Source organism: Corallococcus sp. AB038B (assembly GCF_003668955.1).
Lineage (GTDB): Bacteria > Myxococcota > Myxococcia > Myxococcales > Myxococcaceae > Corallococcus > Corallococcus exiguus.
Window position 1 is genome coordinate 139,438 of record NZ_RAWO01000011.1, and the last position, 21,538, is coordinate 160,975.

Annotated in this window: 11 protein-coding genes and 1 pseudogene; 3 read left to right on the forward strand and 9 right to left on the reverse strand. The window is 65.0% G+C overall.

Annotation, left to right across the window (positions count from 1 at the left end; genetic code table 11):
• Positions 1 to 36: 36 nt before the first annotated feature.
• From D7Y04_RS32305 to D7Y04_RS32325, 5 genes and pseudogenes are all read right to left on the reverse strand, one after another.
• Positions 37 to 348, reverse strand: coding sequence for a hypothetical protein (locus D7Y04_RS32305; protein ID WP_121761771.1), 312 nt, complete (start codon positions 346 to 348; stop codon positions 37 to 39).
• Positions 349 to 397: 49 nt separating this feature from the next.
• Positions 398 to 1,525 (reverse strand): alpha/beta hydrolase, encoded by a 1,128-nt coding sequence (locus tag D7Y04_RS32310; RefSeq protein ID WP_121761772.1) that lies wholly within the window; start codon positions 1,523 to 1,525, stop codon positions 398 to 400.
• Between the two features lie 325 nt (positions 1,526 to 1,850).
• Positions 1,851 to 2,138, reverse strand: a pseudogene (locus D7Y04_RS32315) (integrase core domain-containing protein); the annotation flags it as partial.
• 7 nt (positions 2,139 to 2,145) lie between these two features.
• On the reverse strand, positions 2,146 to 3,315 hold the full coding sequence (locus D7Y04_RS32320) for an IS30 family transposase (RefSeq protein WP_121761773.1): 1,170 nt from the start codon (positions 3,313 to 3,315) through the stop codon (positions 2,146 to 2,148).
• 21 nt (positions 3,316 to 3,336) lie between these two features.
• The gene (locus D7Y04_RS32325) at positions 3,337 to 3,594 is read right to left on the reverse strand and encodes a transposase (protein ID WP_158627619.1); all 258 of its coding nucleotides are present in this window, start codon (positions 3,592 to 3,594) and stop codon (positions 3,337 to 3,339) included.
• A gap of 122 nt (positions 3,595 to 3,716) precedes the next feature.
• On the opposite strand from D7Y04_RS32325, the gene D7Y04_RS32330 reads away from it, so the two are divergent.
• Together D7Y04_RS32330 and D7Y04_RS32335 are read left to right on the forward strand one after the other, a co-directional pair.
• Positions 3,717 to 5,828, forward strand: coding sequence for a CHAT domain-containing protein (locus D7Y04_RS32330; protein WP_147477235.1), 2,112 nt, complete (start codon positions 3,717 to 3,719; stop codon positions 5,826 to 5,828).
• Between the two features lie 315 nt (positions 5,829 to 6,143).
• Complete coding sequence (locus D7Y04_RS32335; protein ID WP_121761776.1) at positions 6,144 to 7,568, forward strand: hypothetical protein; 1,425 nt, start codon at positions 6,144 to 6,146, stop codon at positions 7,566 to 7,568.
• 72 nt (positions 7,569 to 7,640) lie between these two features.
• Here the strand turns inward: D7Y04_RS32335 and D7Y04_RS45930 are convergent, their stop codons facing one another.
• The 4 genes from D7Y04_RS45930 to D7Y04_RS32360 all read right to left on the reverse strand — a co-directional run bounded on the left by D7Y04_RS45930 (position 7,641) and on the right by D7Y04_RS32360 (position 14,473).
• Positions 7,641 to 8,471 carry a hypothetical protein gene (locus D7Y04_RS45930; RefSeq protein WP_233601666.1) on the reverse strand — a complete coding sequence of 277 codons (831 nt, stop codon included), beginning with the start codon at positions 8,469 to 8,471 and terminating at the stop codon, positions 7,641 to 7,643.
• Between the two features lie 167 nt (positions 8,472 to 8,638).
• The gene (locus tag D7Y04_RS32350; protein ID WP_120594929.1) at positions 8,639 to 9,175 is read right to left on the reverse strand and encodes a DUF4833 domain-containing protein; all 537 of its coding nucleotides are present in this window, start codon (positions 9,173 to 9,175) and stop codon (positions 8,639 to 8,641) included.
• 211 nt (positions 9,176 to 9,386) lie between these two features.
• Positions 9,387 to 10,121, reverse strand: a complete 735-nt coding sequence (locus tag D7Y04_RS32355; RefSeq protein WP_233601682.1) for a 1-acyl-sn-glycerol-3-phosphate acyltransferase — start codon at positions 10,119 to 10,121, stop codon at positions 9,387 to 9,389.
• A gap of 218 nt (positions 10,122 to 10,339) precedes the next feature.
• On the reverse strand, positions 10,340 to 14,473 hold the full coding sequence (locus D7Y04_RS32360; protein WP_121761778.1) for an Ig-like domain-containing protein: 4,134 nt from the start codon (positions 14,471 to 14,473) through the stop codon (positions 10,340 to 10,342).
• Between the two features lie 890 nt (positions 14,474 to 15,363).
• Between D7Y04_RS32360 and D7Y04_RS32370 the strand changes: the two genes are divergently transcribed.
• A complete protein-coding gene (locus D7Y04_RS32370; RefSeq protein ID WP_368666429.1) occupies positions 15,364 to 21,513 on the forward strand; it encodes an NACHT domain-containing protein in 6,150 nt (2,049 codons plus the stop codon).
• Positions 21,514 to 21,538 lie beyond the last annotated feature (25 nt).

Genomic DNA, 21,538 nt, shown 5'->3' on the forward strand with positions numbered 1-21,538 from the left:
CCCTCATTCGGAAACATCCCAAGCGGGCCCGCTGCTTCAGAGCACGTCGTTCTCCACCAGCGTGGCGAAAATGCCCAGGCCCAGGAAGGCCACGCCCAGCACGATGTAGAGCACTGCCATCCCGAGGGCCCGGCCCCCCGTCGCCTCCATGTGGGGCGAAGGGTAGGGATCCAACGGGTTCTTCGGCAGCTGCGAGTGCATGGCCTTGCCGAGCAGGCCCGGCCATGCCCCGGAATGAGCGGGGTTCACGACTGTCATCCGCTTGCGCACCAGGGCTCGCACACCGGACACGAGGAAGAACAGGCTGAAGCCGCCGGCAATGCTGAGCACGGCTGGATTGAATTTCATGGGCCGGAAGCTTCCTCGGCCCCGGGTCCAGCGCGCAAGCCACGGCCGCCTACAGGAGGGCGGAGCAGAAGACGAGCTCGGGGTATTGCGGAGAGGGCCTGGCCAGCAGTGGCTGCGGCCAGCCGCGCAGGTGCTGATCGAAGAACGCTCTGACGTAGGCCCGGGTGATGGCCTGGGTACGCTCCGCGGTGGTGCTCGCACCGATATTGATGCCGAGCTGGTCAGCGAACAGCCCGATGTCGGTGAACGACGCGTGTACCGTGCCCGCCACCTCGAGCCAGCGCTTCCACCCGGTCATCTGTTGCCAGTCCCGTTCCCAGGCCGTGTTCACGCCAGGCTGGCACAGGATGGGCGTGAGCTGGTGGCTCAGGAACATGAACGGCCGGGACAGCCCGGGGGCGAGGAGCGGGGTGCTCGTGTCGCCGTCGAGGTCCACTCCGGCCCGAAGACGGGAGTCGTTGACCATGGTGGGAAGGGTGCTCGCGCCCCCCACGGAGTGGCCGGCCATCCCGATGCGGGACGGGTCGATCAGGTATGCGCCGAGCCACTTCGCGTGAGGCCAGGTCAGCGCGTCCAGCACGAACGACACGTCGGCGGCCCGGCCCTGCTCCAGCTTCTGCCAGAACGCCAGGTCGTGCGGTATGTCACACGAGGCACACCCGGTGACGCGCCCGTCGGGGAAGCGGGTGCCGACGCTCTCATAGGTGTGGTCGACCACCGCCACGACGTAGCCGTGGCTCGCCAGGTCCTCGGCCAGTGAGCTGAGCGTGGCACGGGGCTTTCTGTAGCCCGGCGACAGCACGACCAGCGGCAGGCTGCGCGCGCAACCCGCCGGCCACGCGTTGCGGACGGAGTGGGTCCGCGTCGTGCTCAGCAGGTCCGGTGGCACGTCGGGGATGCCGCTGTCCGCGAGGAGCGCTGCCGACTCGGCCGGGGTCATGTACTGAGTCTTCGGACCGTGCGCCGAAGTCGCCGGGTAGAAGAGGGAGACCATCAACTCCCGGTAGTTCACCGACGGCACCCATGGGTCGGGGCGCGAGGTGTCCTTCAGATACAGGGAGGTGGTGCCGACCGGCTGGCAGCCGGTGGGTTCGGGCAGGGAGGGCACCGTGTCCGCTGTGGCGGGCGATGCGGACAGGGCCAGGGTCAGTGCGATGGTAACAGTGAGGCCACGCATGGGTGTCAGCTCCTTCAGGAGGATGCCGCACCTGCCGGCCCGGGTGCTGGTGCGACAAAGACAGGCATCCGTGCGTGGAACACGGCCCTCGCCTCGAACTGTCACCCGCTTTTCACATGTCGTGGGCCGCGCCTCTTCCCTGGCCGCGATGCGGTCCTGGGTCTCCGCCGGCCCAAAAGCGAAGGGCCCGGAACCTTTCGATTCCGGACCCTTCTCAGTGGCGAGGAGTACGGGACTTGAACCCGTGGACAGGGTGATAGGAAACCTCAAGCAGGACACACTGTTACCCGCTATTGAGAGTCACCCGCTTCCGTGGACAGGTTGACTACGCTGCCTGCCTCGGAGCCTCAGTCGTTCGCTCGTACTCGGCCGGGCTGACATAGCCGAGTGAGGAGTGACGACGCCTGTGGCTGTAGGGTACCTCGATGTATTCGAACAGCGCGAGCCTCGCCTCCGCGCGCGTCTTGAAGGTGCGCGTGTAGACGAGTTCCAGCTTCATGCTGCTGAAGAAGCTCTCGACGACGGCATTGTCCCAGCAGTTTCCCTTGCGACTCATCGAGCAGGTGATGCCGCGCTCGGCGAGCCGCCGTCGGTAGTCCTCACTGGCGTATTGGGCGGATTCAAGTGGTCGTCGCAACGCATCCTGGTTGAAGTGAGCGTAGATGAGTGTTCATCGCCTCGGAAGGTGTCTTCCATCCAAGAGTCCTGCGAGGCCGATTGTTGAGGGCGGAGGCGACAGTGGCGAGGTCCTCACGGGAGTATCTGGAGAGATCTGTCCCTTTTGGAAAGTACTGGCGAAGCAGGCCGTTGGTGTTCTCGTTCGTGCCCCGCTGCCAGGGACTGCGCGGGTCGCAGAAATAGATGGAAAGGCCCGTGTCGGCGCGAAGGCGGGCATGGTGAGCCATCTCAGCCCCTTGGTCCCACGTGAGCGTCCGACGCAGCTGCTTTGGCAACACGGTGAGCGAGGACGCAATGGCGCTGCGGACCGCATCGGCGCCATGTCCGGCCAGGGCAGGCCCATTCTTCACCCGAGGCAGGCCTTGGGCGTCCATGCGCGGCAAGTGCAGCAGCAGCGTGAATCGGGTGATGCGCTCGACCAGCGCGCCAATGGCAGAACTCCCCACCCCCAAGATGAGGCCCCCTTCCCAGTGCCCAGGTACTTTGCGGTGCGTGACTTCGCTTTGGCGATGGTTGAGCCTGCTCTCGGGGCTGACAAACTTCTTCCCGTGCACTCGGGCACGTGCCCGCGGCACCCGTAGCGTCCGCCCGGTCCGCAGGCAACTGGCCACCTCGCGTTGCAAGGCACCGCGATTTTGAACGTAGAGAGCTTGGTAGATGGCCTCGTGGGAGAGCCTCATCGAGGCATCCGCTGGGAAGTCCACCTGAAGTCTATTGGCAATCTGCTCGGGACTCCAGGAGGTCGCCCAACGGCGGTCCTTTCGGGGGCCCTGGCGTCGCGCTTTCCAACGCACCTCTGGGCCAGGCACGCTTGTCCCATCGTCAGCAGTGAGTGTCCCTGCCAAGCGCTCCTGCACGTACCGCCGCAGCTCGTTGTTTGCGGCCAGCTTCGCCACCTCCGGGCGCCTCGCGCGTCGGTCCGCATGCCACTGGGCCGCTGTTGCTCGATACTCCAAGCCACCGCCACGGGTCGCGGCATTGCGGCGCAACTCCCGCGAGATGGTCGAGGCAGAACGCTGAATCCGACGCGCAATCGCACGAACTCCGAGGCGCCGGGCGTGGAGAATCGCGACTTCTTCTCGCTCGGCGAACGATAGGTACGGCACGCTCAACCGGTCAGAGCAACACGCTCTCTAGCTTCTCCGCAGGAGAAAGGAAATCGAGCGTCTTGCGTGGGCGTCGGTTGAGGCGAGCGCGCCGGGCTTGCCTTGTCCCCGGTCCGCCTTGGCCTGCTCCACCCACTTGCGGAAGGCGGTCTCCGTCAGGTCCAGGTCCCGCGCGACTTCCGCGATGGGTTTGCCCTCCTCCAGCACCAGCTTCACCGCCCCGGCCTTGAACTCCGGGCTGAAGCTACGTCGCTGCCGCCTCTGCTGTTTCTTGCTCTCCGACATCGAACACCCTTCCATCACATTGGGGGTGTCCACGGAAGCGGGTGACGCTCAAGCCACAGCCCATCAGTGTTAGAACTCCCCTTGCGGATCGGACCCGCCGAGCGTCAAGGAGCCAAGCAGCCGTGACCAGTGAGCATACGGTTCAGGATGTAGATCCCTATCGCCTAACCTATGTGCTCCTCTTCAGGCAGAAGCAAACCGGTCCGGTGCCCCGGGTTGTTTTTACGCAGAAAGGTGAATACCCATCCGGTCAGACGTGGCCCCATGGTCTGGATAGGGATCTTACCGGTGGGCCCTTGGAGGCAATTTGGTACTGCCTTCATCTGCCGCGCACGCTCTTCGATACCATCGATATATCCCCGAAAGAGTGTCTCCACGCTGCGACCCTCGACGCTCCTCATGAGATATTCCCGTTCCCCATTGAAGCACTGGGAGATGATGCGGTCGCCTCGTTCCTCCTTTCGGTGCGCCCCGCGCTGATCCTGTACCCGGATGACGCCGCCTCCGAGGCGGAGGCTCTGGCCAAGAAGACGAAGTCGGTGCTCCCACCCACCCCGTTCTCGCAGCTCTCACCGTCCATGCTGCGCCAGCACTGGGAATCCATCGCCGCGATGCCGATCCCGGTTCAGCGGGACCGAACCCTTCGACCGCCTCCGTGGACTCCCCCGAGCGCCGTTGCGCCCTTGCTGCTCCCCACCGCGCACTACACGCAGCGAGCCTTTTTGGATGATGGCCAATATCCAGACAACATCGGCCCGCAGAGCGTCGACACCGCCTTCCAGTTTTCTGCATTCCTGCGCGAGCGCCTGGAGGCACTGGTTCTGCTTCTGTCGAGGGGCCCCCCAGACGACGAGTTCAAGAAGACGCTCGAAGAGGCCCAAGCGGAGGTGAAAGAAGGGCTGCAATGGCCCGTGGTCATTGGAATGAGCGGAGTGTCACCGTCGTATAAGCGTGCGTCAGGACGCGGGGCTTCGGAGTTGGCATCCGATGCGCGGTGGGAGGCTCTCGCGGTTCAATCCGTCGTGACCCATCGGGCCTCGGCGGCCAATGCGCTGGGCGTGCTGCGGCCAGAGGTGGACGATGATTCGTTTCGCATCCTTTGTCAGCTCGAAGAGCATTGTGCGGGAGACCGTCCGCAGCCTCTCGTCATCTGGAAGATCCTCACCCGGCTCGGCAAGTCCATCACGAGAGCGCTCGGCCATGAGACGGTGCGCCTGCTCCGGCGAGCCAGCAGCATTTCTGCCTTCACGAACTTCCCCATCGGCCTGGCAATTCTGCCAGGACACACCGCGCCCCTCAGTTGCTCCGTGCCGGTTTCCCTGCTGCCAGTACAGCCTCTCACCCGGTGCCTTCAGCACGAGTTGGTCCGGTGGCCCATCATCTACCTCCGGAAGAACCTGCGGGTACTGATTGCGGAGTGCCTCTCGCATTCAGACCCCATCCGACCGCATGCGATGTTCGGCTGGAAGCGCATTCAGGAAATCGTCCAACAGCAACCCGATGCGGTCTGCGACATCGTAGAAGTGTCGACGCCGGAGCAATTGAGAAACAGCCTCTCGGCGGGTAACTATCAAGTCCTCCTCTTGAGCGCACACGGCCGCTATCTCAAGGAGCACAATCTCGCGACACTCGTCATTGGGGATAAGCCAGCCCTTGGAGTCGAGCTTGGCCCCATGCCGCCTCTGGTCATCCTCAGTGCGTGCCATACCGCACCTCGAGCCCGTGGCGCAGTGACTGTGGCGGATCTGCTCCTGGCGAACGGAGCTGTTTCCGTTCTCGGGACGCTCGTGCCTATCGATGTGCGGAGGGACACAACCCTCATGATGCGGCTTTTCACCTATGTAATGGAGACGATTCAAGGCCGTGAAGCCAATCGCTCCTTCGACCAGGTTTGGCACCGCGTCGCAGCGACGAACGCAGTGGCCGAGGTCATCACCGCCACGCCGAAGCTGAGTCAGTGGGCCACCGAAGGGACGTTCGAAGAGTCAGCGCTCACGGAGTTCATGATGCGTCGCTCGAAAGGTAGGCTTCGCAGAGGACACATCTATGAGGACACCGAAGCCTTGCTTGTGGAAATTGCAAATGAGCGAGGGTTTGGCGAACACCTACGTGCGACGCTCCGCTCTCAGCGGTATATCCCCGAGAGTCTGCTGTACGTACTACTTGGGCGTCCCGATCGCATCGTTCTGGCTGACCCCTCGATCGATGCACTCATGGAGGAGAGCAGCCCTTAGGGCGCGCGGCGCGTCGTACGAATGAGCAGCATCACCCGAAGATGCGCCTCGAGTTGCCGCACCGACCGGTCAGGACTCCTCGGCACTTGCCGACAGCTGTGAGACGCTCCAGACCCGCCCTTGTGTCTATGACACGTCGAACTTCTGTCAGTGGTCCAATGGCGCCCCGGGGGAGTGCTACTGCCAGGATGTCCCCCTCAACAAGTGGTTCTGCTGGGTCAACGACTGACGTCCGTGCCGCGGGCCGCCTCTTGCCGGCGCTGTGCCGGCGGGAGGTGCCCTATGATTCGGACCAGGAGGCTGAACCGACCACCCATGCCGAAGTACTCCGTGAACCTGTCCGCCGCGCCTGAAGGTCATGAGGTCCCACCGCTGCTCCAGAAAGTCGGCGAGTGGGTGGGCACGCAAGCCCATGGAACCCTGGGTTGGTTCGATGGGCTACTGGCCGAGGCCGTTCCCGAGGAGTGGGACCCGGCGAAGGCGGACCGTCTTCGCGCCTCCGCCTTCTCGTTCCTGCACCTCCCGGATGGCTCGCTGCTCCTGCTGGTGAAGCCCGGCGGGAAGGCCCCGGCCGCCGTGGCGCTGCTCGGCTCCGAGGGCGAGACGCGGACCGTCGCGAACAGCCTGGAGGAGTTCCTCGCCCTGTGGTCCCAGGGCGAGACGGACATCAGCGAGCTCGACGACGAGGAGGCTGGGTCCGGACGCGAGGCCCTGGCCGCGTGGTTGAAGAAGCACAAGGTCAAGGCGCCCAAGGCGAAGGAGTTCGACTTCTCCGCCTGGCTCGACGGCGACGCGAAGGCCAGCGCGACGCAGCAGCCGGCCTCCGCGCCCACCTTCACGCCCACCGAGGTGATGGCGAAGCTCGGTCCGAAGACGCGGCAGGTGGCGTCGGTGCTCGGGCGTCGCGCGGATTCTCCCGAGGTCATCGCCTACGTGACGGAGGTGCTCGGCAAGAAGCTTCCGGCCTCGACGAGCGAGAACAACGACTCGGTCAACGTCTCCGCGCCCAAGCACGGCGTCGAGCTGGTCCTGTCACACGACATCCTGCACGACGCCTTCCCGCCGATTCCGAAGACCGCCAAGAGCTTCATCCCCTACGTCTCCACCGCGTGGGTACGGCCGGCGATAGGCGAAAACGTCCTGGGCGTGCCTTGGAAGGCGAAGTCGGAGGAGGAGGTCTCGAAGGTGCTGGGGCCGCCCACCGGCCGCCGAGCAGGCTTCACGGATGAGGACGAGCCCACCGTCGCCTACTGGGTCCATGCGCTCGACAGCGCTGGGTACCTGGAGCTCGAAGTCGAGTTCGATGATTCCGTCTCCGTCACCCTGACGGTGAGGGGCTCGGGGGATCTCGCCCGGTATCCGGATGTCACCACGGGGCTCTTCGTCGGCTACGCGGTGACGCGCGGGCTGCTGGACACTTCACGGTTTCCAGCACACCCGGCGCTGCTGACCCGAATCGCGCGGCGGGAGGCCCAGGGGTCGGAGCTGGTGAAGCAGGCCATGCCTCGGGGACTCTGGGCGAACCATCTGAGGGACGAGCCAGCACTCCAGACGCTGTTGTGGCGCTGGTTCCACAACATGAACGACCTGTGGATCACGAAGGATCTCATCAAGGTGTTCGGCAAGCGCGCAGGCAAGTACGGTCACGACGCGCCGAAGCTGGACGACGACACGTGGGACGCCGTCGACAAGGCGGCGCCCCTGCTCGACAAGCGCTTCGCCGCGTTCATCCAGAAGTAGCCATCCCGCATCAGGACGGGCGCGCCTGCGCATCATCGTTGCAGGCGCGTACGAGCTTGAATCGCCGGAGCGCTACCGGCTGAAACAAGCCTTGGCGGCGTTCTCGTCACGCAGGTCGATGACCGGTGCCGTGGTCTGGATCTGGATCTGCTCGACGCCCACCGCCTGGGGCTGACGGTCCGACTTGCGAAGCTCCTCGCGCATGACGATCTCGTCCCCTTCCACGACGCGCCCATCCTTCAGGTGGAGCTCCGGATGGGAGACGTCGAACTGCCACTCACGGGACCCTCCGGGCAGGGTGCGCTGGGCGCCGTTGTACAAGTGCGCGCAAATGCCACCACAGTTGAGCCGGATGCAGCCTTGCATGCAGTCATCGTAGGTCATGCCGAGAGGGCGCACGGTCGGCGTCAGGTCCAGGTTCGGGACCGAGCGGACCAGGGTCTCTCCACTGCGGATGCCTCCCATGGAGGCCTGGAGGAAGCCGTCACGATAGATGAACACGGAGTAGGTCGACTTCTCTCCGCCCCGGACGAAGGCGGCCGAATAGCCAACCTCTCCATTCACCTGCTCCAGGGTCGCCGTGCTCGTATTGCCCTCCTTCGACGTGGAGGAGAAGACAGTCTGGGATGTCTGTTCATCCCCCACGCCCTCGATGAACATCCCCGCCGTCCAGTTCGTGGCCGCTTCCGTGTGGATGACGACGCCGCCCTTCACGGAGGGGTCTTGGCTCTCCACCCGGACGCCCTCCCCTGTTTCCTTCACCGAGGCGCCGTTCAGGCCGCAGTGTCTCAGCCCACTGGACTCCACGCAGACCGGCGTCTCCGCCCGGGACTGAGTGGCGGAAAGGACGAGGGTCAGCACCGAGGCTACGAGACGGGAGCCGTTGCTCAGGTTCAGGCGCATGGGGCACTCCTGTTTCCGCAGGGGAAATCCCCGACGGGGAGTGCGACCCCATTACAATATCCATACCCAAACAAACACTCTCCGTGCGCATTTGGATTTGTGACCCGAACCGTCACACCGCTGGCTGCAAGCGTGACGGCTTTGGCTACACGGCTGACAGCGTCCCCTTACCGGCGGATCAGCTCCTGGACCGGCTTCCCATCCGGTCCAACACCATCCAGCCGTACGAAGTCTACCGAGAAGGGCCAGGACGTCTTCACGAAGACGTGCTCCAGCCGGCAGACGGTGTTGCCCAGCTTCGTCCACGCCTGGACCTGGCATTTGCCGTCGACCCGCGCGGTGGTGATGTCGACGGGGCGCGAGGGAAAGGCCTTCAGGCGCACCCGGATCCGCCAGCCATCCTCGGTGGCTTCGACCTGCTGCGGGTCCTCCAACCCATACACGGGTTGCTCGACCCCCAGCAGCTCCTCCACCTCCGACGGCCCGCGCTCCAGCATGAGCCAGTACACCTGCACGGGACTCGGCCCCACGGGGCGGCAGGCCTCGTCCAGGCGCAGGGCGTAGTGGACCTGGTTCCGGTTCTCACTTCGGGTCAGGAAGAAGGCGGACTGCGCTGGAACGGGCGTCCCGGCCGCAGAGGCCAGGGTCGCGACGGTCGCCAGCGCGACGGCTGTGAGATTGAAGAGCCCGGATTCAGGAAACATAGGGGTCCCCCATGCATCGCGCAGTGACGGCGGTCGCCCGCGAGGCCGTATCGGGAGGACGAAATACCGCTGTCCCCCGGAACTGTCACCCGCCCGGCACACTTTTCACAGAATTCGGCGCAGGCTCCTCCGAGCACCTCCTCGTCCGCCTGTCGAAGCCCCCCGCGGCCTGGGGGCTACGGCTCGGAGTCCCGGGCCGGTTGCGTGACGTTCAGCGCTCGGCTTCCATGCGCGCCTTCTCACGGACAATGACATCGCGCACGTGGTCGCGCAGGGCGTGCACGTCCCCGGCGAAGCCCTCCGGGTCGATGGGCTCCAGCACGCGCACCCGGGCGTGGACCGCCTGCTGGATGATCAGCCCGTGCTTGGGCATGGTCCGCGCGGTGCCAGTGAGGACCACGGGGATGATGGGGCAGCGCTGCTGGATGGCCAGCGTGAAGGCGCCGTCCTTGAAGGCCTTCACCTCCCCATCCTTGGAGCGGGTGCCTTCGGGAAACATCAGGATGGGGACGCCACGCGACAGCCACCGCTCACACCCGGCCATCATCTGGATGATGCTCGCCCGGTCTCCGCGGATGAGCGGCACATACCGGTTGAGATGCATGTTCCAGCCGATGAGCGGCAGCTTGAAGTTCTCCGCCTTGGAGACCCACTTGAAAGGCCGGTAGAGGCCGAAGAGGACCAGGATGTCCCCCAGCGACTCGTGGTTGGCCACCAGCACCGCCGCGCCCTTCCAGGGCAGGCGTTCGCGGCCCTCCACCCGCAGGTGCCACATCGGGTTCACGTAGAAATACAGCTGTGCCCAGAAGCACGAGTACAGGTGAAGCACGCGTCCATTCGCGTCAAACGGGCGGGTGAGCGCCCACAGCAGGAGCGCTCCAAGGAACAACACCGCGCTGGACAGCGCGAGGAAGGTCCAGAACGCGATCGAGAGGAGGATTCGGATGGCTCCCACTCTGTCATGGATGGATGGATCCACACAGCGTAGGTGGGCATGGATGACGCCCGGTGCACGAAGGCAGTCCAGAGGAAGCCCGCTGCCAGAGGATGTCCCCGCCGGGTCCGGCGACGCCCGAGTTCCAAGGCGCCGCGCTGTCCGCGTGGGTGGAGGCGGAGCCCTCCACCCTGTTCCGAGCGAAGGGCCGTCGGGTGGCGGGGGCTGGCTCAGTTGCCGGCGTAGGCGGACATGTTGCTACCCGGGTAGCCGCCGGTGCCGGACCAGGTGGCGGGCAGCGCCGTCAGCCCTGGCTGGACCTTGTAGGAGCCGGTGCCGCCGGTGTGACGCCAATAGATGTCGCCGGTGGGCGCGAGGACCGCCAGCCAGTACGTCGTGCCCGACGTCACCGCCTGTGACGTGATGGTGCAGACGTTCCATGCCCCAGGAGTGACGGGCGTGACAGTGCAGGTGCGCAGCTGCGTGCCGGGCGTCCCGCTCCCATTCGCATACAGGCCGAGCTGGAGCGTGGTGGCCGTCGTCTGCGCATCCACGTATAGATTCAGCCGCGTGACGTTGCCGGTGGCATTCGCCGCGTAGCTGAACGCCGCCGCGACGCCGGCGTTCTCGAAGTCGGACGTCGTCAGCACGGTGCTGTTGCCGACGAGAGCGGTGGGCGCTGCGGGGGTCGTCGCGCTGGCGGTGGCCGTGTAGGCCGAGCTCCCCGCGGCGTTGGTCGCGCGGACCCGGTACCAATAGCGGGTGCTCGCGGCCCGGCCCGTGTCACTGAACGTCGTCACGTTGGCGCCCGGCGTCCCGACCTGGGCGAAGGTGCCCGGAGCCCCGGAGACGTCCGGCGCCCGCTCCACCAGGAAGCCGCTCTCGTTGGCCGAGGCATCGGTCCATGCCAGGTTGATCTGCCCCGCCGACACCGCTGTCGCCGTCAAGCCCGTGGGCGCCGCGGGCACGGTGGTGGCGCTGTTCACGGTCATGGAGACCGTGGCGGAGCGGGTGCTGGCGGCGGGATTGCCGTTGTCCACGGCCACGGCGTGCACCGTGTGGCTCCCCTGGGAGGGATTGCTCCAGGCGCAGCCGTAGGGGCTGGTGGTGCTGGAGCAGATGAGCGACGTGCCATCCGCGTAGAAGTCCACCCGCGCGAGGCTCCGGCCGAAGCCCGCGCTGGCGGACGCGGCCAGCGGCACGGAGGCCGGCGTCGTGTACGCCGCATTGGCGGTAGGAGAGGTGAGGCTCACCGTGGGCGGGTTGGACAGCGTGAGGGGCACCGCCGCGGAGGTGGTCGCCTGGAGCGTGTCGTCGGTGGCCTTCGCCGTCACGCTGTGCGCGCCGTCCTGGAGCGAGCTGACGCCGCAGCTCACGGACGCAGAGGTGGGCGCGTTCACCGTGCAGAGCAGCGTGGTGCCGTTGTCGAAGAACTCCACCTTCGTGAGCGTGCGGCCCGGACCCGCCGTGGCGCTGGCCTGGAGGTTCAGGTTGGCGGGCGCGGTGAAGTTGGCGTTGGCGGCCGGCTGGGTGATGGACACCGTCGGCAAGGTGGAACTGCCCGCGGAGAGGCCATACATCGAAGCGTTGGACGCGCCCGCGTACACCGTGGAGGTACCGAACGTGGGGCCCGGCAGTGCGGAGAGGCCCGTCGGCGAGTAGCGCATGGAGCCGGTGGGCAGGTCCATGTAGCGGAACACGCCGCCCCCGTTCGCGCCCAGCAGCGCCAGCCAGTAGACGGTGCCCGACGTCAGCGTCACCTGCGGCGCAGCGGTGCAGCCGTACCACTGTCCCGTCACCAGCGGCAGCGGATCCACCACCGGGGTGGTGCAGGAGGAGAGCAGCGTGCCCGGAGCGCCCGAGGCGTCGCTGTAGACGCCAATGGACAGCGACGCATTGGCATTGCCCGGCGCCGCGAAGACCTTGAGCGTCCCCAGCGCCCCTGTGGCGACGGCGGTGTACGGGAAGGCATTCACCGAGCCGCCGTTGTCGAAGTCGTTCTGCGTCCCAACGGTGTCCACGCCCACCAGCAGCACGCCGCCCACGGAGGGGCTCACCGTGAAGCCCACCGGCGCGGAGTCGGTGACGAGCGCCGGACTGCCATTGTCCGTCGCGCGGGCAAAGACATTGGCGTACGTGCCGGCCGTCCCGTTCCACGTGCAGGCCGTGCCGGTCGTCGTGAAGCAGAGCGACGTGGTGCCCTGGAAGAACTCCACGCGCGTGAGGGTCCGCCCCGCGCCCGCGCTGGCCGAAGCGCTGAGCGTCGTGCTCCCCGTGGGCAGCGTGGCACCGGAGACAGGACTCAGGATGCTGACCGTGGGCGGACCGGCGACTGTGATGGCCACCGACGCGGAGCTGCTCTCACCCAGGCTGTCCACCGCCTCCGCGCTCACGGTGTGGCTGCCATTGCCCAGGCTGCTCGTGGCCGTGCAGGTGACCGGGTTGGAGACGGGGGCGTTCACGGTGCAGAGCACGGTGGCGCCCGCGCGGAACGTGACGTTGGCCAGCGTGCGGCCTGAGGTGAGTGTGGCCGTGGCGCCCGGGCTGAGCGTCGCGGGCGCGGTGAAGTTCTGCCCGTCCGAGGGCGCGGTGAGGGCGACGGCGGGGGCGGTGGGTGGCGCCCCGGAGATGACGATGACCCCGCTGGTCGAGTGGCGGATGCGGAGCGCTTTGTTGCCGGTGTCGAAGGTCCACCCGTCCGCGGCCAGGTCCGTGCGCTGTGACAGGGCGGTGCCGCCCGCGGTCACCGCCGAGGGGACGAAGGCGAGGCGCAGCACCTCCGTCGCGCTGGCGTCGTAGGTGGTGTAGCGGACCTCGTTGCCGGGCCCGTAGGTGATGCTCGTCACGACGGAGGTGGAGCGCAGCAGGTGGTTCTGCCCGGCGGGAGCCCAGTCCGGCTGCGCGCCCATGCCGATGACGAAGTGCCGGATGAAGTCACCCCACCCGTCCGTGAACCAGACGTTGTTGGGATACGGCCCGTCAATGGTGAGCCCGCTGTCGCGCACCATGTACGTGGCCCAGTTGAACGCGCGGAAGGCCTTGTCCTTCGCCGTCGCGTCCCCGGTGAGCTCCGCGTAGCGCGCGTTCACGGCGGCGTAGCGCGCGGTGTGGCTGCCCATCTTGTAGTGGAACGCGTACTGCTCCTTGATGGGACGCGCGCCGAACTCCAGCGTGTCTCCGAAGTTCGTCTCGATGAAGGCGATGATGTTCTGCACGTGCGCCTGCCAGTTCGGATCCAGGCCGGGGTTGTCCATCAGGAACTTGGCCGTCTCCCCGGGGACGAGCTGGTTCAGGTTGTTGGTGGCGTCCGAGCCCACGTCCTCGAAGTACTGGGTCCAGTTCTGCGTCGCGATGGGGCCGTTGCCGCCCAGCAGCCACGCGAGGACGGAGGCCTGGGTGCTCTGCCATTGGGCCAACTGCGTGCCGCTGTAGCCGGGCGCGCCGTTCAGCGCGCCGGCCTGCCCCAGCCGGATGAGTTCCTGGAACAGCTTGAGGGGCTCCACGACGTTGGACGCGTAGTTGTCGACGATGTTGGCGCCGGTGCGCACGGCGTTGTCGGAGGCCCGCACGCGGTACGGCCACGGTGACACGGTGGCGCTCGGAGTGCGCAGGTGGCTGGTGAGCTGGTTGGCCGCGTTGATGGCCATGTCGCGGTAGGCCGTGTTGCCATTGAACTTGAAGGCCTGGACGGCGGCCCACGCGAGCGCGCCCACCTTCTCCGGCTGCAGGTAGCCCACGCCGTCACCCACGCCCACCGAGCTGCCCGCCTGCGCGCCAGCGTATGTCAGCGTGCCGCTGGCGCCGCTCGCGTAGGGCACCCGCGACCAATGGTCCCCCACAGCCGTCATGCCGTGCGCCAGGTGCCAGTCCAGCAGCGCCAGCGCGGCATCGCGCAGGCGAGGGTCGTTCTTGTAGGGCGAGTACGCGAGGCCGGACTCGATGAGCATCGCGTTCAGGCCGGCGGGGTTGTGTGGCCAGCCCACCGGCTGACCCGCGGGAGAACACCCGGGCGCCGTGCCACTGCACAGGTACGAGTGCGCGTAGTAGGCCGGCTTGGCCACCGAAGGGTTCGTGAGGTTGGACAGGTTGGGGAGCGCGAGCAGGTAGTTCTGGTTCAACTCCAGCACATGGTCATACGCGGCGGAGCTGCCCGGGTTCGTGGGAGGCGCCCAGGACAGCAGCTTCCCCGTGCCGTCGCACTGCGCGGCGTGCTGGTCGATGCTGCCGCCACCGCTGCATGCGAGCGCCTGACGCACGGTGGTGGGCGTGGGCGCTTCGGTGGGCGCGGCACAGCGGGCCAGCAGCAGGAGCGCGAGCGCGCCGGTAAGGGAGCGGACGGTCCGCTCCGGGAAATGGGCATGCATGGGGGTGGGTGTCCTTGGAGGGGCGCACAAACAGCACTGGCCCTGGAGACTGCTCTCTCCAGGGCCGGTGCATTATCGCCCGCGCCCGGTCGCCGGTTGCGTCAGGCTCGGGCTGGCAGCGGGGCGCTGAACGCCAAGGGCTGCGGGGCCGCCATCCTCGTGGGCTTCTACCGAGCCAGCAGCCCAGGTGCGCACTCGCCGTGTGCAACCCCAGGTGCTTCAGAATTGCGCGCCCCCTTCGTGCTCCCTTCACGGCCCGCCAACACCCTTAAGCCTGCCTCCACACCTCACGCAGGCGAACACGTCGAAGTCGAACGTCCTGCTGAGCAACTCGGCGCAAGTCTCCTCGCGGCGTCTTCCCCTTCATCGGCTCCGTGCTGGCAGCTGCCTGGGGCTCCACGCTCGTCTCCTCCACTCCCGCTTGGGGGACGCGCCACTCACGGACGTCGGATCCCCGCTTGGCCTTCCACCGAGGCGCGACCGGCTAACCCGCTCTGACTGAGACTCTTGGCCTCAGCATCAGGAAGAGCCGGTAGCGCTGTCCGTGACGCGGCCGTGCGGGAACCTGGCGCTGCGGGGCTGCTGGTCGCCATGCCACAAGAGACCTTCCATAGCAGGGCAACTTCACGTCGACATGGTGGGTCCGCAGCCAAACCTGCCGACACGACTGGATAGCGTCGGGGATGAAGTCATGCGCGCGGCTCGACCCAAAGAGGTACAGTCGATAGTGAGGCGCCTCCAGCGCCGAATGGAACCAAAGCCAAGAGGAGGGGTTCGTAATGACGGGCCAAGAACTGGTTCGACCGAGCCGGGACGGAGACCAGTTTCATTACCACTGGGCGGCTCGCCAATGCCTTCGCCTCCTTCCGGGAGCGACGGACTTGGCGGCAGTGACGATTGAAGGAGCTTCTGTCGCCGAGGACAAAGGCGACGCGATTGATGCCGGGGAAGAGCTTATCGATGTAGGGCTCTACTATGGTGATGAACGCCGCGATAAAGCTCGGCTCATTCACTACGTGCAGTTGAAGCACTCGACGCGGAACGCTCACGAGCCCTGGACGTCAAGCGGACTCAAGAAGACCATTTTCGGGTTCGCGCAACGCTACTCGCAACTGCGGAGGACCGTACCGGCAGGCCATGCAGCCGAGCGCTTCCGCTTCGAGTTCACCACCAACCGGCCAATTGACACAAAGTTGGGGGAAGTGCTGGCGGACCTCGCTTCGGGAGAGGCGGCTCGACACCCGGAGTTGCAACAGGCATTGATCAGGTATTCGGGACTCGACGAGACCCAAGCGCGGCAGTTCTTCGGCTTGTTCCGAGCGGTTGGCGGTGAGGGCGACCTCTGGGCACAACGGAACCTGCTGACGCAAGATTTAGCGGCGTACCTGCCTGACGCGGACTGCGACAGCCCCGTTCAACTCAAAGAACTCGTCGCCCGCAAAGCGACGACCGAGTTCGAGCACGACCCATCGATTCTGCGGCACGATGTCCTGCGCGCACTGAAAGTTACCGAGGAGCAGCTCGCTCCGGCTCCCCGTCTCGTGGGAGAGGCCAAGGGGACGATTCCGCGCCAGCAAGAGCCAGAGCTCCTGCGAGCACTTCTCGCAGCCCAAGGGCCTCTCGTTATCCATGCCGACGGTGGCGTCGGAAAGTCGGTTGTGGCCGCACGGCTGGTCACATTGGTGCCACCTGGCTCCGAAGCGGTCCTTTACGACTGTTTTGGCGATGGCCGATACCGAAGCGCACTCCACTTCCGGCACCGGCACCGCGATGCACTAGTGCAGGTTGCCAACGAGTTGGCCGCGCGCGGCCTCTGCCACCCGCTTATCCCAACGGCCCACGCTGACCCCAAGCAGTACATGCGGGCGTTCGTAGGTCGGATCACTCAAGCAGTCGGGCTTCTTCGCGCAAGCAACCGAGAAGCTCGCCTCGTCCTCATTATCGATGCAGCCGACAATGCGGAGATGGCGGCCGAAGAGCAGAAGGAGCCCTCCAGCTTCGTCCGCGACCTCATTCGAGCAGAGTTTCCTGAGGGCGTTTGCGTTGCGTTCACCTGCCGTACGCACCGGCGCGAAAAGCTCAAAGCGGCGCCTGGGACACAGGAGTTCGAGCTGCAGCCCTTCACCTCGCTCGAAAGCGGCAGCCATCTCCGAACTTTCTACCCTGACGCCACTGACAACGAGGTGGCGGAGTTCGCCTTTCTCAGCAGCTCGAACCCGCGTGTACAAGCACTAGCTCTGTCGCGAGGGCTGCCGCTCCAGGAGATGATCCGAGAGCTAGGCCCGCAGCCCACCACTGTAGAAAGGGCACTCGGTGGACTGCTTGAGAGGGCCATCGCCGAGCTCAAGGATCGGGCTGGACGCATCGAGGCTTCGCAGATCGACCTCATCTGCCGTGGCTTGGCAGTCCTTCGCCCACTAGTGCCAGTCTCCGTGCTCGCGAGACTGTCAGGCGTCGAGGAGAGTGCAGTTCGAAGTTTCGCCTTGGATCTCGGGCGCCCGCTGCTCCTGAAGGGAACCAGCCTACACTTCCTCGACGAGCCGGCGGAGACGTGGTTTCGCGAGCAGTTCTCCCCGGATGGGCCTGCGCTTGCCTTATTTTTGGAAAGGCTTCGACCACTCACCGCGCAGAGCGCCTATGCTGCGGCCGCCCTACCTCAACTGCTCCTGCAGGCCGGAAGGCTGGATGAGTTGGTGGCGCTGGCGCTTTCGGGAGAGGGGCTTCCGACCGAAAACCCACTAGAGAGGCGGGACGTGGAGCTGCAGCGGCTCACTTTCGCACTCAACGCTTGTCTCCGGCTCGGAAGCTACTCGGCTGCAGCCAAACTGGCGCTCAAGGTGGGTGGCGAATGCGCGGGTGAGCAACGCCAGAACCGCTTCATCCAGTCGAACACGGATGTGGCGGCCATCATAATGGCCCCAGACCGAATCGAAGAAGTCGTATCCCGCCGTCCATTCAGCTCCTCATGGACGGGTGCTCACCATGCATACCATGCAGGGATTCTCTCTGGACGCGACGAATTCACTGCCGAGGCATCCGGCCACCTCCGCATGGCCAACGACTGGCTGAATGCGTGGGCTCGCCGTCCTGCAGACGAGCGCAAGTCCGAAGAGATCAGTTACGACGACTTGACGGAGTTAGCGATCGCGGAGCTTCGACTCAAGGGCCCTAAGGCTAGCGCATACTTCATTCGCAGGTGGCAACCGCGCCATGTCGCGCTTGAGGTGGGAAAGCAGGTTGGAAGGCGGCTAATCGACATTGGCCGCGAAGACCAACTTGAGGCACTGGCTGAGGCTGCCGGAAACGACGTGTGGCTGATCTTGGGCCTCGCTGCGGAAGCAAGAGCCGCAGGACGCCTCTTTCCATCATCGGTACTTCGTCGATTGCTACGACTGATGTCGAGTCGCCACGTCAAGCTGCCACCGTCCACGGCTATGACCGAGGAATGGTCTGTGCTGGATGCCGCTCGTGCGGCTGCGGAACTTGGCATGCGAGTTGAGCCCTCCAGCGCACACAACTGGGCGACGGTCCTTGGCCGCTACCTTCCATCCGCACCGCCCTTCGCCATCGTGAGCCGGTTTGACCGGGACCGTGGACCGCTGGTGCGCGCCTACACCCTCGAAGCAGCATTGCGAGGCAAGAAGCTCACCGTCCACGACTTGGCACCTACCAATGTTCTCAAGGAACTCCAAGAGGACCGCGGTTTCGGACGAAGCTCTGATGCGGAAGCGCTTCTGCACGAGGTCGCTCCGCTCCTGCCGTTGCTAACGCTCTCCGCAGAGATCGCTTGTGGTCGTGCGCCCTCCGACGTCGCAGGCTCGATTGAAGCGGCGCGAACGAAGTCGGCTCCCAGAGAGGACCGCGGTCAGCGTTCCACCCAAGGCACTCTTGCGCTTGTAGCATTGACTTGGTTGGGCATCTTGCGAGACGCGCCTGGAGACACTTCTTCAGCCCGCGAACTGTTCACATCGTGGATCGACAAGCAATGGAAAGACCTTGAGACTGACGACGTCATTGAATTGTGTCGCATCGCCGCTCGCACCGCTGGACTTGAGTCTCTGGCGCTGAGTCTCGCAGGGTCGACATTTGGCGCTCTGGATTCGTCACGTGAGGATGCGGATACGCGGGCAATCCTATACGTAAAAATCGCGCGCGCCATCCTGCCAGTCAGTATTGCCGAGGCGCGCGCCTGCTTCGACCGTGCTATCGAAATCGCAAGTCGAATCGGAGACGAGAACCTCGACCGTTGGGCAGCTTTTCTCTACTTGGCGCGAGCCGCAGCAGATCGCACGAATTCCCGCCCCCGCACCGCGTACCGGCTCGCGCGTGTTGCGGAACTTACCCGCGAGTACGTTGAACGAGACAAGCACTTTGATTGGGAAGGCAGCGTCGAGGCTTTGACAGACCTTTGTCCCTCATCTGCCATCGCCATCCTCAGCCGGTGGCGTGACCGCCGATTCGGCAACCCTGCTCGGCTGCTTCCCGCTGCAGTGTACCGCCTCGTAGAGAAGGGCCACTTACCAATGGTTGCACCCATCGCGTTTGCAGGCCTGACTGGCGATTGGGATCGGGTTTCGGACCTGCACCGCGCGGTCGCGGCAGAGCCGGACCAAGCCCGGCGGAACCGCGTTGCGCAGATCGGATACCGCTACCTACGGGTTCAACCTGGGAAGCAAGAGGTTTGGTCGGCGCTCCAAGCTCTGAGGTCCTCGCACGGACTGGTTTTCCCAGATGTCGATCGCCTTGCTGCTGCAGCACGTGCCCAGCCTTCTGAGGACAGCCCTGAGAACACGCTGGGGCCTCCTGCCGGGGTGAAGAAGGATTCCCCCCCAGATTGGGAGACAGTCTTTCAGGACGTTGACCTTCTTAACCCTGGATCGCTATGGCAGGCGTACTCAAGGGTGCTCGCGTATGGCGTGTTCTATCCCCTTAAAGAGTTCATTAGGGAAGCGTGGGCACGAGCCCAAATTGGTCAGCGTCCCGAGTTGATCCGGGCGATTGCCGGATGGCCCAACTTCGGAATGTTTGAGGCCCGCGACTTGGTGGACTCACTTCCGTCTCCGCTTCCTCCGAGCCCGGCCGTTCGCAAAGAGCTCAGAAGTGCGCTGCTTCTCGCCTGCCGGCGCGAGCCTACGCACGTCCGAGGCCGCGGATGGAGCCAGCACTGGGCTCATGCTCGGCTACACTCCGAAGGAATAGCGTCTGAACAAGACATTGCAAAGGCTACGCTGGAGGGCTTTGTCACTCAGCTCGATGCGTTGGGCGCAGCCGAGCTCTTCCAGATGGTCGACTCGATCGCTGCGCTAATGTCGCCGAACGATGCCGACGCAGCCCTTGGGTTCGGACTAGACCTCATGGAAGGGGTCCTCAAACCGGAGGATGGCGATGGCCCATGGCGCCCCGAGCTGCAGCCGCCGCAATCCTTGGCTGTCGCTTTGGCTGGATACGTCTGGGCCGGCTTGGGCTCACCCGAGGCGTCTGTTCGGTGGGAATGCGCACACGTAACAAGGTCCTTGGTCGAGTTGGACTGGGGCGAGATTCTCGATGCGCTTCTGTCGCTGGAGAAGTCACGCGCAGCCGAGCCTTTCGTCGACAGGCGCCTCGACTTCTACATTTGGCACGCACGGCAGTGGCTACTCGTTGGTCTTGCCCGCGGCGCTATTGAGAACCCTACAGCTTTGCGTCGGGCCGTCCCTCTGCTCGAGAGCGCGCTGCGCGAGAGCCACGTTCTCATTCGTGAGTTCGCCGCTCAAGGGCTTCGAGCACTGGTGAATGCGGGGGTAATGCTGCGCAACAATGCGAGCGACCTGGATTGCCCAAATCGTCCCCACATGGCAGAAGTAGTCTACACCTCTTGGTCAAAGGAACAGGACGAGTTCTTCGCCGAACAAATACTTACCGATGACGAGAAGTACGCATTTGGCCTCGATATTGGACCATATTGGCTCGCGCCGCTGGGACAAGTATTCGGGCTAAGTCAGCAGTCTATCGAGAAGCGAGTGCACGAAGCTATTCGTCGGCACCTATGTTGGAGTCGTGGGGTGACATGGCGTGACGACACACGGCGTACTTGGAAAATCTTCCGCGAGGATGAGACCCAACACTCACACGGCAGTCTTCCTAGAACGGATGACCTGACCGCCTACCTAGCGTACCACGCCATGATGCACGTTGCGGCAGTGCTTCTGGAGGAGCGCTCCGTACGGCGCCGCGACACCGCAACAATGGACGACTTCCACGAGTGGTTAGCTCACTACTCGCTGAGTCGTTCGTATGACCAATGGCTTGCGGATCGACGAGATCCTCGCCTAGTCGGTCCCCCGCCCGCTCCCGTAGGTTCTGCCGCAACTGCATGGCATTGGTCCGTCACGGCTGAGTACCTGAGTCAGCAGCTTCTATCGGACGACGGCATGTTAGTCTTGTGGGGCCATTGGAGCGGCGGAGAGGGCGACTATTCTGAGACAGTGCGTATCCGCAGCGCAGTTACCTCCCGCCTTGGCGCAGAAGCGCTAGTGGCTGCACTGCAGTCCGCACCCGAGCTTGGCCGACTTGCCCTTCCCTATGCTGATGATGACACCGTGGAGCAGGGCGGCCTTAAGCTCAAGGGGTGGGTACTGGAAGGGGACCGCTCGGATGGACTCGATGAGGCCGACCCGTGGGCATCCAGATTACAGTATCCTGGCCCTGTTCCTTCTGATGACGCCGTCAGCGCTCTTGGGTTGGTCGAGCAGCGGGACGGGCGGACCTGGACGACTGGCGTGGATGGGGTACTGCGTAGCGAACTCTGGACCCACCGCCAAGGCTACGGACGGGAAATGGACACGATCCCTGGTGTCAGGCTCAGTGCCAATAGTACGTTCGTGAAGCGCCTGCTGGAGCGCTCTGATGAGTCTAGGTTGGTCTTGAGTGTTGAAATCCGGCGCCAACGCCCTCGTAACAAGGAGAGTGCGGACGACGCGGGGATCTCACCACCACTCTTCATCCGTTACTACCTGTTGGGAGCAGATGGTGTCCCTCACCCGCTCATTGGCCGTCCTTGAGTTAGGCAGTCAGCTGGTTTCGCAG

Excerpts from the sequence above, each read along its gene's own strand:
- D7Y04_RS32305 (WP_121761771.1), bottom strand. The coding sequence starts at position 348 with ATGAAATTCAATCCAGCCGTGCTCAGCATTGCCGGCGGCTTCAGCCTG.
- D7Y04_RS32310 (WP_121761772.1), bottom strand. The coding sequence starts at position 1,525 with ATGCGTGGCCTCACTGTTACCATCGCACTGACCCTGGCCCTGTCCGCA.
- D7Y04_RS32325 (WP_158627619.1), bottom strand. The coding sequence starts at position 3,594 with ATGTCGGAGAGCAAGAAACAGCAGAGGCGGCAGCGACGTAGCTTCAGC.
- D7Y04_RS32335 (WP_121761776.1), top strand. The coding sequence starts at position 6,144 with ATGCCGAAGTACTCCGTGAACCTGTCCGCCGCGCCTGAAGGTCATGAG.
- D7Y04_RS45930 (WP_233601666.1), bottom strand. The coding sequence starts at position 8,471 with ATGCGCCTGAACCTGAGCAACGGCTCCCGTCTCGTAGCCTCGGTGCTG.
- D7Y04_RS32350 (WP_120594929.1), bottom strand. The coding sequence starts at position 9,175 with ATGTTTCCTGAATCCGGGCTCTTCAATCTCACAGCCGTCGCGCTGGCG.
- D7Y04_RS32360 (WP_121761778.1), bottom strand. The coding sequence starts at position 14,473 with ATGCATGCCCATTTCCCGGAGCGGACCGTCCGCTCCCTTACCGGCGCG.